7 protein-coding genes are annotated in these 11271 nt (G+C 49.0%); 6 read left to right on the top strand and 1 reads right to left on the bottom strand.

Translation table 11 applies throughout. From position 1 onward, the window contains the following. Window positions 1-223 precede the first annotated feature (223 nt). Entirely contained in the window at window positions 224-1510 is a 1287-nt protein-coding gene (locus ACYVI1_RS19265; RefSeq protein ID WP_460912376.1) for an MFS transporter, read from the top strand. Window positions 1511-1535: 25 nt separating this feature from the next. Then, complete coding sequence (locus tag ACYVI1_RS19260) at window positions 1536-2006, top strand: DUF4126 family protein (protein ID WP_460912375.1); 471 nt, start codon at window positions 1536-1538, stop codon at window positions 2004-2006. 3 nt (window positions 2007-2009) lie between these two features. Here ACYVI1_RS19260 and ACYVI1_RS19255 read toward each other — a convergent pair whose 3' ends face one another. Continuing rightward, window positions 2010-2987, bottom strand: a complete 978-nt coding sequence (locus tag ACYVI1_RS19255) for a hypothetical protein (RefSeq protein ID WP_460912374.1) — start codon at window positions 2985-2987, stop codon at window positions 2010-2012. A 117-nt stretch (window positions 2988-3104) separates the two neighbouring features. Here ACYVI1_RS19255 and ACYVI1_RS19250 point away from each other — a divergent pair, with 117 nt between their 5' ends. From ACYVI1_RS19250 to thrA, 4 genes are all read left to right on the top strand, one after another. After that, window positions 3105-6317 (top strand): phosphodiester glycosidase family protein, encoded by a 3213-nt coding sequence (locus ACYVI1_RS19250; protein WP_460912373.1) that lies wholly within the window; start codon window positions 3105-3107, stop codon window positions 6315-6317. A gap of 317 nt (window positions 6318-6634) precedes the next feature. Further along, complete coding sequence (locus ACYVI1_RS19245) at window positions 6635-7489, top strand: SGNH/GDSL hydrolase family protein (protein WP_460912372.1); 855 nt, start codon at window positions 6635-6637, stop codon at window positions 7487-7489. Window positions 7490-7515: 26 nt separating this feature from the next. Then, entirely contained in the window at window positions 7516-8592 is a 1077-nt protein-coding gene (locus ACYVI1_RS19240; RefSeq protein WP_460912371.1) for a M23 family metallopeptidase, read from the top strand. A gap of 216 nt (window positions 8593-8808) precedes the next feature. Then, on the top strand, window positions 8809-11265 hold the full coding sequence (gene thrA / locus ACYVI1_RS19235) for a bifunctional aspartate kinase/homoserine dehydrogenase I (protein WP_460912681.1): 2457 nt from the start codon (window positions 8809-8811) through the stop codon (window positions 11263-11265). The last annotated feature ends 6 nt before the right edge of the window (window positions 11266-11271 follow it).

The raw sequence follows: 11271 nt of genomic DNA, 5'->3' as shown, positions 1-11271 counted from the left end.
AGGCAACAACGGGTAGTATAAGAAGCTGTTTGAGTTATTGATTTGAGACTGAGAACAGTGGATTCCGGGCTTAGACGAGGCACTTTTAAGGGGCGTAGCCAAAGCTACGGACCGAAAAAGTAACGAAGTATAAGGCCGAAATCCGCGTTTTCAGCCCAAAGAAATTAATTCAAACAGCTTCTAAACTATTGACGCAAGTTCTGATGGTTTGTCGCTCAACGTTATGCTTAAAGACCGACGGTTACTCCTGATTTTTGCCATTGCCCTGATAGATGTTGTTGCGGCTGGTGCCTTAGGTGCTTTATTGATTAAGTTCGTAGGAGATTTGCCCGCCAAATCCGTTTGGCTTACCGGCGGAACCGCCCTGATGCTGGCCGTTCAGTTGGCGTTTTCGCCCGCCATTGGCCACTGGTCCGATAAAGTTGGCCGCCGGCCGGCCGCTATCGCTGCTACCATTTTCTCGCTGCTGTCGTCGTTTCTGTTGCTGCCGGTTCAGGCTTGGGGCTACGTGTCGAACCGGATTTCCAAAGGGGCTACGAACGGTCTCTATGCCGTCCTGCGTTCGTCCCTTGCAGACATAAAAAAAGGCGAGGAACTTGTTAAATATTCGGGTATGATGAGTTTCATCGCTGGGGGTGGCGCCTTCATTGGCCCCATGTTTGGCGCACTGCTGTTGCTGGCCTCAAACAATGCCCGCCACGACGCCCTGCCGTTGGTGATTCTGATTCTCGTTCTGGGCGGGTTGAATAGTGGGCTGGCTCTTCTTTTCAGGGAGACGAATGATAAGCCGAAAGAAAAGCCCAAATTCAGTGAGTTGAAAGATAAAGCCATTAGCGCGCTGAAAATCAAGACACTATGGGATCAGTTAGCCAAGTCTGACGAAGAGTTACCGGGGATTAAGCCAATCTTTATCCTGAACATGCTGGCCACGCTTGGATTTGGGTATTATGCTTTTTTTGTGGCTTTCCTGACCCAGAGCGATCTGGCAATGGAGCCGTTAGACACGGCCTACTTCTTTCTGTATTTCGGCGGTTTATCGTTTCTGGCCAACAGCGTGTTCTTTCGGTACATTATCAGTCATATCAACAAACGGAAAACCATTATCGGCATCGTTCTGCTGAGTATCGCGCTGCAAATAGGCTACTGTTTTTCGGAGTCGTCGGTTACACTGCTGTATGTTGTGGCGGGCATCGACGCGCTGACGGTTTCGCTGGTTGGTGGACTGATTGGCGGTATTCTGACCGAAGTAACCCAGGAAGGAGGAGGGCAGGGCGAAACGTTCGGTAACATTCAGGCGCTGGGCGGGCTGGCCAGTTTCGTGACGGCCTTAGCCAATACGCTGCTGTCGGGCGTGAGCATGATGGCTCCGTTTATTTTCTGCGCCCTGTCTTCGGTCTTTGTGGTGTGGTGGACGCTGCGCCTGCCCGAAGAAGCCCGGAAATACACCGATAAAAATACGGCTCAACGACAGGCCGAAGAACCCCAGAAAGCCAAAGCCGCTGAGGCCTGATAATCACTATTAACCAAAACTTCCAATGAGTAAAACGTACCTCAACGCTTTCGGGATTGGCGTCATTGCCGGAATGCGGAGCATGATGGCCCCCGCATTGGTGAGCCATAAACTGGCGCACACAACGCCGAACCAACTGCCCGATTCACCCCTTCAGTTCATGACCTCGGCCAAAACAGCAACCATCTTTGCGGTGCTGGCTGCTGGCGAACTGGTTGGCGATAAACTACCCCAAACCCCCAACCGCACGGCTTTCCCGCAGGTGTCGGGCCGGATTGCATCGGGAGCCTTATGTGGAGCCGCGCTTACGGAAGCCGATGGGCAACCGCTTGCCTACGGAGCAATTGTGAGCGCATTGGGCGCCGTTGCCGGAACATTTGCCTTTTTTCAGCTACGCCACTGGCTAACCCACGAGAAAAACCTGCCCGATCCATTGGTTGCCATAGCCGAAGATGCCCTGGCCATCGGCGCGGGCTGGTGGGTCGTGAATCAGTAAATGCTATATCCGTTTTGCCAACTTATCTATTGGCACATTTATGGGTTTTTTGATGTGGGGATTATCAATTATTTTCCAATGATTATCTTGTTTCACTAATTCATATTCCTGTTCGTCTACGCGTTCGTATTCTTTTTCAAATGTTTTTTGGTTAACATTATACCACTTCAGGTGCCAGTATTCTTCCGTTCTTACGGTAGCCCGGTTGCGGTTAGACTTAATAACCTGAAAATCAACGATGCGTGCGCCAGAGGCATTTAGCGTGTCGATTAAAATCCTGCCTATCTGAGCATGTTTCTTCAAAATCTTCGTAATTCTTCTTTTCGCGATTCCAGGAAAAAAGCATTGGTCGATGGATGAACTGTCGATTACGGGAAGTGTTTTATAAGCCCCATATTCTGCCTGATTAGCTTTTTGAATCAGTTCAAATAGTTCGGCATCAGTAGGTTTCTGCGATTGAAGGTAGATGTACCCGCCTATGGCACTAAGGCATAAAACGAGGCTGCCAATAACAAGCGCTTTGTTAGTTATCCACCAGCGACGATGGGCAGGCAGCGACTGCAGCCATAGCTGATAGTGGTTTTTCACCTGAAAATCCTCCCAGCTATCATAGCCGAGGTATAAACAATATAAGTGCAGGGTTCCATCCTTTACATTCCTTAGCGGACTGGCGGGATTAAAGTGTTTCGATAACGACGTTACATCTATCGACCATTGCCTTACTTTAGGTAAGGGTTTGCCCTCCGCTTCAAGACGTTCGACATTGTTCTTTATTTCTTCCTCGAAGGCCACCGCAAAGGCATCTATAAAGGTGGTTGTGACCAGGTCTTTTTCAAAATTAATCCCGTATCCTTTCTCGCCACTCTGCTCACGGGGCACATAAATTTTCTTCCAGTAAGCTTCTTTAATCTTCCGTTTAGACTGTTGCCATAACTCCTGAATGGATGTCTCTTTCGCATGGGATGAATGTTCCGTGTACATTTTATATAATCTTTTTAAGCCGACAGTGGACAAAATACATTTGCAAATCCTGATTTACCTCCTTTTTGGATTTCCCCGGATAAAATGTATTTTCTTTGAAGCGAAGTTTAGACTACAGTGTATAAACAAATTCGCTTTATGAAACCTATTACAGGCAATCGCTTCATACGCCTACTTGCCGCCCTGCTGCTGTTGATACAGGTAGCTGTTGCTCAACCGTATGCTTATCAGACGTCGTTGGGTAAAGGGCAAACCACACCTTCCTCCACAGGCACATCTGCGGGTGATGTATGTGGCACATCCAAACACCAGAGTGGTATTATCGTCGTTGAAATGTCAAGTCTGCTGGGCGACAGACTTTCTGTTAGTATTAAAAAAGCCGATGGCACTGCCTTTAGCCAACCCGGTACTGCCTATATCAAAGTAGATGGTGTTTGCGGAACTACGATAGCCGAACAAGCGTATCAGGCGGGCCAGAAAGCCGTAGGTCTATCCGTTAAGTTGACGTTCTCTACGGGTAGTAGGTCACTCTATGGCACTACAATTTCTACTGCCCGGTCCTGGGCCTCGCCGTTTGTTGTTACAACTTCGCCCGTCAGAATGCCCGTCGTCACGGCTCCTACACCGGGCCAGCCGTTTCCCTCTACTACCCAGAGCGTCGTGCTCCAATGGAATGCCAATGGAAATATTGCCGGTACGCACTACTACGTAAAAGCAGTGGATATAACCAGCAATCAAACGCTTCAGCCTTATCTTGACTTAGGCGAAATGACTAATTATACGGTCAGGAACCTACAACCGGGCCATAGTTGCCGGTTTGTGGTGGGTGCCGTTTTGATTCGGGACGGTGTTGCCGTATTTGGTGATGTAAATGCCGAAACGGCCCCTCAAACGTTTAGCGTGGGTGGTGTAGCTGCCAACTTAGAAACGCCTGTTTTGAGCTATCCAACAAATAATAAGGTTTTCCCGAGTTCATTTGTCTCGACCAATGCAACCACAAGCTTATCGTTTTTTAGAGCTAATCCAGGCATAACGGGTAAAAACTATAACCTCAAAATGTGGGAAAAAGGCGGGGCTTTAATTGTCAATAAAGACCTAGGTAGCTTAGACAGCGAACCTGCTGATTTGGTTAACATCGCTAACATTTCGGTAATGGCGGGCAAAACGTATGAATGGCAGGTGTCGGTATCAGCGCCGGGCGCGATAACCAAACAGTCTGAAAAATGGACCTTTAGCATACAGGCCCCTGCCACCGTTACGCTCAACACCCCAACCCTCACGTACCCCGGCAATGGAGAAAGTCTGGCACAAATGCCTTCAGTTAGCCTATCGTGGCGTAAGAACAACGAAACCGGTTCCGCCACGTATGCGGTTGAGATTGTCAATAATGCTACGGGAACCGTTTTAGGCGACTGGAATTATAAATCTGTTGGCGATCAGGCTTATGCCTTTGTGACGGGCATTCAGCCGGGGCAAACCTACCGCTGGATAGTACAGGCAGTACGTGCTGGCTCGACCAGCGTTAAAAGCGGGGCATTTACGTTTAAGGTAGGAGGCATCGCTCCACCAACGCCCCCACCGGTAGCGGCCCTTGTTGCACCTACTCCGACCGCGCCCACCAACGCTCTGATTTTACCGGCTGGCACTACCAGTACGACCCTGCGCTGGAACAAAAATAATACTGACGGTGTGGCGACCTATGCTGTTCGATTAGTAGACCTGACCACAAACACCACAATCTGGGATTATGCCAATAAGAGCAACGTAAACGAAACTGTTGTACAGAACCTTCAGAATGGGCATACCTACCGTTGGGTTGTGCGGGTAGAACGTAGCGGTTCGACCAATGCCGAGAGCGGAGTATATACGTTTAGCGTGGCTGAGTCCGCGCCGGTTGTATGCCTCTTTCCCGCCAATTTAACGGTATCGAATGTCAAGATTTCATCATTCGTAGCATCGGGTAATAGTGTAGCCGGAGCAAATGGCTATGAGTTTCAAGTAAAAAATGCGAACGGGCAAATACTATCAACCCAATCTGTTACACAACCTACTAATAGTGTTGCATTGGTTAATACAACGTTTACGGGGCTAACTCAGGGCACAGCTTATTCGGTTCTTGTACGAACTAAGTGTGGAAACTCCTACAGCGATTGGTCAGGTGCTGTACAGGTCACATTACCAAAATCATGGGTGCCATCGGCATATAAAGAAACCTTATCAAAGCCTGGCGTGAAGCTTTATAAACATAGTTCACAAAATAGTTATGTTCAGGTTGTGGATTTAAGTAGAGGGGGAAGTGTCAAATTTCTCTACGGCGATAAAGAACTATGGGTTAGTAAAGATGGTGTTTTTGGTGAAGATAACTTCTATTTTTATAGGGAATCTATTCAGAACCATTGGAAAGATTTTAAAAAAAATAACGCGTCTGCTTTTTCTGTAGTCAATGGCGCCTACTTTAAATCTTATACAGAGCCCACAGCTTTATCTTTTCCTTTAGTTGACGAAAAATTAATTTCTACAGGAGCAGAAAGAGAAAAAATAGGTCAAGGAAATACGTTTAAGTTGAGTATTTTCAAAACAGACAATAAAACAGCAACTATAGAATGCTTCTATGAATGTCTGAATAAAAAAATGCCTTACTTGAGTAATAATCAGTCTTATTTCCCTCCTTTGCAAATAGTTGGGTACGATAAGACGGCTCAAGTGCAACGTGACGAATCACAGGGACGTACCTACTTAGGCGTTGCCGATTATGACGGTAAGGATGGAAATGAAATTATTTTAATATTGACTGCTGAGAGCCTTACAGCCGATGAATCTCAAAAGGTATTGGAAGGCTTTGGTGCCTCAGAAATGATAATACTGGATGGTGGAGGTTCCACTAAATTCATGGGCTATGATGAAAACAAGGGCGATAAAGAATATATCTTGGGTAAGTATTATTCAATCAACAAGGAATTTATAGTAGACCGGTGGCGAGAAATTCCTCACGCAATTGGCGTAAAAAGCGGCAACAACTCCTCCGCCCGCGAAGCCGCTTCTGAACCAATCGAAGCTGAACCCAGCTTTAGCGTTTATCCAAACCCCAGCAATGACGGCCAGATTTCCCTCCGGTTCACGGGTTTCCCGGATACTGACGAGGTAGCTATACAGTTTTTAACTGATGAGACCAGTCGAACCCCACTCCAAACCCATACCGGCAGCGTGGCTGAATTTCAGGAAAAAAGTTTTGAACTGCCTGATAAACAGATCATTGGCTTTGTGTATGTGCGGGTAATTAACCGAACCCAAAATAAGGTCCTCAGCACTAAAGTGTTATTGAGAAAATAGCCACGTAACTCCCTAAAGTTTCCAATCAAAGTTCCTGCATTTCCAAACTTTTATCCACCCAAAACAGGATGGCCGGGCATTGCTGTGCCCATAATGTCCTGGCTACTCCTTCTTTAACGCACTAATTCTCACTATAAACCGCATATTCCTATGACACATCTCCCTATGAAGAGTAATCGATCCCGTTCGCTTATCGCTTTCATCATTCTGCGGAACCAGGGGCGAGCTATTTCGGCCAGCTTAACGAACAAACCACAAGACGGGCAGCCGCTCGGACCGGTTCGATTCTTATTTCAACTGTTATTCACGGACCTAAAATGAAACTACTTGTTATCGGTGGCTGCCACACCTATGGTTTTGGGGTTGACTTTGGGAAGGGCTTTGTGCAGCAAGTGGCCCAGGAACTGGGCAAATCCACTACAGAGATAACCCTTGAGTATTACGCACCGGCCAAAATGAGCCGAATTGGGCCGCTGCTGGCTCACTTGGGCACACAATTGGGCGAGTATGACCTGATCCTGTTGCAGTTAGGTCATTATGAGGTTATTCACAGCTATTTCAGGGAGTTGTTTCAGCCCCTTCCGGCCGACCAGAGTTTGGAAGTGTATGCCGGGCATATCGTACTCAACCACCAAACCAGGCCTGCATCGGTGCATTGGTTTCACGAGAAGTTGAAAACGGCGGACTACGTGCACCAGCCCTATTGTGAACCCAACGGGTATGTTGCCCGTCTGCGTCGGTGGGGCAAACAGGCAACCCTGAAACTGGCCCACCGGTTTGGGCGAATCGAGCGGCTGGCCTACATGGAGCGGATGCTCACCGAAATGCTGATGTATCTGAATCCCTACCGAAAACGGGTTATTCTGGTAACGCCCATGCCCGTTCAGGACAAGCTGATGAACCAACTGCGTCGAATGGCAAGCGCGATGTTTGTGAAACAGGCGCAGGCTGCCGATGCGACGGTCATCGATTCGTTCCGGTCGCTAAACCTGCTCGACTCGGTGCTGTTGCCCGACGGCTGCCACCTGAACTCATTTGGTCATGCTCAACTAACCGAGGCCGTACTGCTGGCCTGCCGACACCTGAATTTGCTGCCAGCGCAAACGGCCACCAAGACCCTTTGGCGTGAGTTGCAACACAGCGGGGAAGCACGGGAAGCTATTTCTAATTAAACCAACTTTAAACCAATCTTAATTCAATGAAAAAAGTAACGTTTTCATCCACGTTTTGGCCATTTTCGGCCGTTGTCTGCTGGTTTATGCTGCTCTCACTGCCAGCCTGTGAACGTCAGGACAGTCCTCTGCCGCCAAGTGTCCCGATTAGGAGTGCGTCTCCAGCCAGCGCGGCCCGTGCAGCCGCCGTTAGCTACACCGTCAGTCCGGCCAAAGGTGTTTACACAGGGTGCCCGAGTAGCAACGGCTACTGTTCGCCTGATGTTTTTATGCCGGGCCTTCGCGCTAAAGTTATCAATCAAAACGGTGGTCAGATTACGATACGAATTGAACGGTGCCAGAACCAGGCGATTTTTGGCGAAGTGGGCGTGGCCTATGTTCGTTCGGGAGGTATATGCGGCTCAGAATGGGGTAAGGCGCAAATAACACAAAGCAGCTATTGGTATATCGACGTTGCCATCACAGCCACCTTCCCAGGCGGTTCTTATGACTTATGGCCCGTTATCTACCTGCCAAAAAGTGGGAAAAAGTTATTCAGTAATCCAGTTCGGGTGACGGCGGTTAATAATCTTCCTTCTAAACCTTTGAACGAGATGACTCAAGTATTGGGCTTTAATGTTTATGCTAATAATGGCACACATGTAGGGATTGACTATAAAAGTGATGTAGGTACAAGTATTAAAAGTGTAGGAAGAGGACGTGTACACTCATACTCAGGTCCTTCTTTTGGCGGTTTTGGTGCACTTAATCCTACAAAAAATGGTCCATGTCTGTGGATAGAGTATCGTCTAACAAATGGTAGCCCTGTATATGTTTTATATGGACATAATGCAGACACTTGGAAAGATAATTACCCGACATTGACCTATACCGTAAATCTTAGAAGCGGAGACTGGGTAAATGCTGGTCAGGTTATAGCTAAAACGGCTCCGTTTTATAACTCGGGCAAGTATGCTCCTCATCTTCATCTTGGGGTTTTTAAGCCAAAGAAGGGAAGCTTACCATCAGGAAATTGGGGCTATGGAAGTGTTTCAAGAGCAGAGGGGGATTTTATTGATCCGGCTGTCTTCTTCTCTTCGTACCAACTTGCATCCAACTGGTAAGTAAACAAATTGAAGAAGTTGCGATGCATCTCCAACCCGGCTCTGTCAAAACAGGCCGGGTTTTTGCTTGCCCAAAACCAGGGGCGTATCGACCAAGCTGTTGTTTTGCCTTATCTTTGCCAACCCAAAACTACCCTCATCAACGACTTCTGGAAACAAAGTGAAGAGCGGCATATTTATTCGCTCATTCACTCATTCACTCATTCGCCCTTACAAATGCAGGTTCTTAAATTCGGTGGTACATCGGTTGGCTCGGTCGAGAGCATCAAACAAGTTATCCAAATCATTGATAGTCACCGCCAAAACGGTGATCAAATAGCCGTTGTTTTCTCGGCGATGGGGGGCGTTACCAACCAGCTTATTGAAATTGGGCGCATGGCCATCACCGGCGAAACAGATTACATGGAACTCGTCCGGCGGATTGAAGACCGGCATTTCAACGTCGTCAAAGCCCTGATTCCGGTGAAGGAGCAGAGCAAAGTATTTGCTCACATTCGGGGAATTATCAATGAACTCGAAGATTTACTGCGGGGCGTCTCGCTCATCCGCGAACTTACTCTCCGTACTCACGACCTCATTACCAGCTTCGGCGAACGCCTGTCTACCACCGTCATTACCGAATGCGTAAAAAGCCGGGGTATCCCAGCCCAATACTGCGACGCCCGCCGGATTATCAAAACCGACACGCAGTTCGGGCAGGCCGAAGTCAACTATACGCTGACAAACCAATTGGTTCAGGAATATTTTGCTAAGTCAACTGACTTGCAGATGATTACGGGCTTTATTGGCTCCACAGAGAAAAACGAAACGACCACCCTCGGTCGGGGTGGTTCCGATTATACGGCGAGTATTATCGGCGCGGCTCTCAATGCCGACATCATCGACATCTGGACCGACGTCAACGGCATGATGACCGCCGACCCGCGCAAGGTGCCCAACGCCTTCAACATCCCGACCATCACCTACGCCGAAGCGATGGAACTCAGTCACTTTGGCGCCAAAGTGATTTACCCGCCGAGTCTGCAACCGGCCTTTGCCCGCAATATTCCCGTTCGCGTGTTAAACACCTTTAACCCAACGCACGAGGGAACGGTGGTTAGCCGCACCGCTGACCGCCGACAGTATACCATAACGGGTATTTCGAGCATCGACGACATTGCCCTTGTGAACGTGCAGGGGTCGGGTATGATTGGCGTAGCAGGCGTGTCGGCGAAGTTATTTGGCGTACTGGCTGCCCACAAAATCAGCGTGATTCTCATTTCGCAGGCATCGTCGGAACACTCCATCTGCTTCGCCATCGACCCGCGCGGGGCCGAGAATGTGAAGGCCATTCTGGACGCTGAATTTGCCCAGGAAATCGAACATGGCCACATCGACAACATCGCCATCGAACGCGATTTATCAGTCATTGCAACGGTGGGCGAGGGCATGAAGAAAAGCTCCGGTATTGCCGGGAAACTGTTCTCCGTGCTGGGTAAAAACGGGGTCAATATTGTGGCCGTAGCGCAGGGGTCGTCGGAGATAAATATCTCGGTGGTTATCAACAAAAATAACCTCTCCAAAGCCCTTAACTCGCTGCATAACATCTTTTTCCAGTCCGAAGCGCGGGTGCTGAATCTGTATCTGGTGGGCACGGGGCTGATTGGCAAAACACTGCTGAAACAGATTTTCGACCAATCGGAATTTCTGCGTTCGGAGAAGTTGCTGAAGGTGTGCGTGGTGGGCATGAGCAATACCAAAAAGATGCTGCTCGATACAAAAGGCGTTTCTTTGGACGATTGGCGCGAACGGCTGCTGACCGAAGGCGTCACGACATCATTACCGGCTTTTGTCGAGAAAATCAAAGAGTACAACCTGCCCAACTCGGTGTTTATCGACTGCACGTCGGATAAAGACATCGTGCAATTCTACGAGTCGTTGTTAGATGCCAACATCTCGGTCGTGACGCCGAATAAAGTGGCCAACTCCGGGCCGTATAGCGAATACCGGCGGCTGCAGCGAACGGCCCTGAATCGGGGTGTCAAATTCCTTTATGAGACCAACGTGGGCGCCGGTCTGCCCATTATCAATACCGTGCAGGGGCTAATGACCGCCGGCGACCGTTTTCTGAAAATCGAAGCGATTCTATCCGGTACGTTGTCGTTCATTTTCAACACTTTCGGACCCGGTAAATCCTTTGCTGAGGTTGTCCGCGAGGCCAAAGAAAAAGGCTACACCGAACCCGACCCACGCGATGATTTGAGTGGGCAGGACGTAGCCCGAAAAATCCTGATCCTGGCCCGCGAGGCCGGTTTCCCGCTGGAACCAGAAGACGTCACCATCACCAATCTGCTGCCCGAATCGTGTTTGGCGGCTCCCACAATCCCAGCCTTTTTTGAGGAACTGGAGCGCAACAACGCCTACTTTGAAAATCTGCTGAACGAAGCCCAGGCAAAGGGCGAGAAACTGCGATTTGTGGCCAGTTTTGAGAATAACAAAGCCAGCATCGGCCTGCGGTCGGTGAATGTGGAGCATCCGTTCTATCAACTCACCGGCGCCGACAACATAGTCTCGTTCACGACCGAACGCTACAAAGAGCGGCCCCTTGTGGTGAAAGGCCCCGGCGCGGGGGCGGAGGTGACAGCCTCGGGTGTGTTCGCGGATGTGGTGAGCATCGGGAGTTATTTGGCGTAAGCTGAA

This window comes from Spirosoma areae, from assembly GCF_054781775.1.
Note: the sequence above shows the minus strand (reverse complement) of the source record. Positions and strands in the feature narration are given on the sequence as shown.

What these genes read in the sequence shown, in the direction of transcription:
- thrA (WP_460912681.1), top strand. Translation starts at nt 8,809, where the DNA reads ATGCAGGTTCTTAAATTCGGTGGTACATCGGTTGGCTCGGTCGAGAGC.
- ACYVI1_RS19245 (WP_460912372.1), top strand. Translation starts at nt 6,635, where the DNA reads ATGAAACTACTTGTTATCGGTGGCTGCCACACCTATGGTTTTGGGGTT.
- ACYVI1_RS19240 (WP_460912371.1), top strand. Translation starts at nt 7,516, where the DNA reads ATGAAAAAAGTAACGTTTTCATCCACGTTTTGGCCATTTTCGGCCGTT.
- ACYVI1_RS19255 (WP_460912374.1), bottom strand. Translation starts at nt 2,987, where the DNA reads ATGTACACGGAACATTCATCCCATGCGAAAGAGACATCCATTCAGGAG.
- ACYVI1_RS19260 (WP_460912375.1), top strand. Translation starts at nt 1,536, where the DNA reads ATGAGTAAAACGTACCTCAACGCTTTCGGGATTGGCGTCATTGCCGGA.
- ACYVI1_RS19265 (WP_460912376.1), top strand. Translation starts at nt 224, where the DNA reads ATGCTTAAAGACCGACGGTTACTCCTGATTTTTGCCATTGCCCTGATA.